A 1,004-nucleotide genomic window follows, 5' to 3' on the forward strand; every position below is an offset into this window, starting at 1 on the left:
GCTTATTGTGCTGAGTGATTAACGAAGTCACTGAGACAATGATGATAACGACCAAAACAGATACAAGTTTTATTGTGTTTTTCATGTCTACCGTTGCCACCTTCTTAATAATGAAAAATAAAAAAACAGGTAGGTGATTACCTATTTTATTATTTTTCTCCAATATCTTTAAGATACTGTTCACGTTCTTTTTCAGAGAGTCTTTTAAGATAGTTTTCCTTTAGTTGAGGTTCATCTTTGAATTTATCCCAGTCTTTAAATCGATAAGATAATTCAGGAGAAAAAGTCATGGTACCTACTTCCTTAGATCGATATTCTAATGATGCAGAGAAGTCATACTTTTCTGAGTTACCATTAATATACCCTCTAATTATTATATAACCCATTGGATTAACGTTCACTCCCTTATCAAACGTTATGGTTCTGATAAAATTGTGAATATCTTCTTCATGTAAACGTTCTTCAATTTTTGGTTTCATCTTTTCTGCGAATTCTTCAGCCTTTTCTTGATCACTTTTCTCTTGCACTACTTCATCTGAAAAACTCTGATGAATATACTTTACAACAAACACAGTTACGGAGATGACGGCGACCACAATTATGATAGAAAATTTCAATGTATTTCTCATGAAAAGCAAAAACTCCTTAATATACTTATAATCAGTCTACCAATGAATTTGACAAAATAAAAACAGATAGGGTAGTACCTGTTCTACTCTTTTTCTCCAATGTCTTTCAAATATTGTTCGCGTTCTTTTTTAGATAAACTATTTAGATAGTCTTCTTTCACTTGAGGATCAAAATCATCCCAGTTCTCAAAACGATCACCTAGTTCTGCTGAATAACTCATTGAACCGATTTCTTTTGTTCTATACTTTAATGAAGCGGAGAACTCGTACTTCTCCAGTTCACCATTTATATATCCTCTAATTACGATGTAGCCCATTGGATCAATAGTTACTCTCTTCTTAAACGTTATGGTCTTAATAAAGTGATGGATGTCT

At 32.5% G+C, this 1,004-nt stretch carries 1 protein-coding gene and 1 pseudogene; both read right to left on the reverse strand.

All coding sequences use genetic code 11. From position 1 onward, the window contains the following. Window positions 1-149: 149 nt before the first annotated feature. Complete coding sequence (locus ACTJKA_RS19855) at window positions 150-629, reverse strand: DUF1433 domain-containing protein (RefSeq protein ID WP_171465935.1); 480 nt, start codon at window positions 627-629, stop codon at window positions 150-152. Between the two features lie 83 nt (window positions 630-712). After that, window positions 713-1,004 (reverse strand): annotated as a pseudogene (locus ACTJKA_RS19860) (DUF1433 domain-containing protein); the annotation flags it as partial.

Source organism: Bacillus sp. 22190, from assembly GCF_052045575.1.
Classification (GTDB): domain Bacteria; phylum Bacillota; class Bacilli; order Bacillales; family Bacillaceae; genus Bacillus; species Bacillus altitudinis.